The organism is Streptomyces sp. NRRL WC-3605 (assembly GCF_001509795.1).
GTDB lineage: Bacteria > Actinomycetota > Actinomycetes > Streptomycetales > Streptomycetaceae > Streptomyces > Streptomyces viridochromogenes.
The window spans coordinates 1-314 of the sequence record NZ_LLZN01000007.1; the positions used below are offsets into that span (position 1 = coordinate 1).

At 57.3% G+C, this 314-nt stretch carries 1 rRNA gene; it reads right to left on the reverse strand.

Going from position 1 to position 314, the window contains the following annotated elements:
* Positions 1-314 (reverse strand): 23S ribosomal RNA (locus tag ADL34_RS04255); the annotation flags it as partial.

The following is a 314-nucleotide window of genomic DNA, read 5'->3' on the forward strand; positions in this document are numbered from 1 at the left end:
CTGGTGGGTTCGGTCCTCCACGAAGTCTTACCTCCGCTTCAACCTGCCCATGGCTAGATCACTCCGCTTCGGGTCTTGAGCGCGCTACTAGATCGCCCTGTTCGGACTCGCTTTCGCTACGGCTTCCCCACACGGGTTAACCTCGCAACACACCGCAAACTCGCAGGCTCATTCTTCAAAAGGCACGCAGTCACGAGGCAGGAACAAGTTCCTACCCGACGCTCCCACGGCTTGTAGGCACACGGTTTCAGGTACTATTTCACTCCGCTCCCGCGGTACTTTTCACCATTCCCTCACGGTACTATCCGCTATCG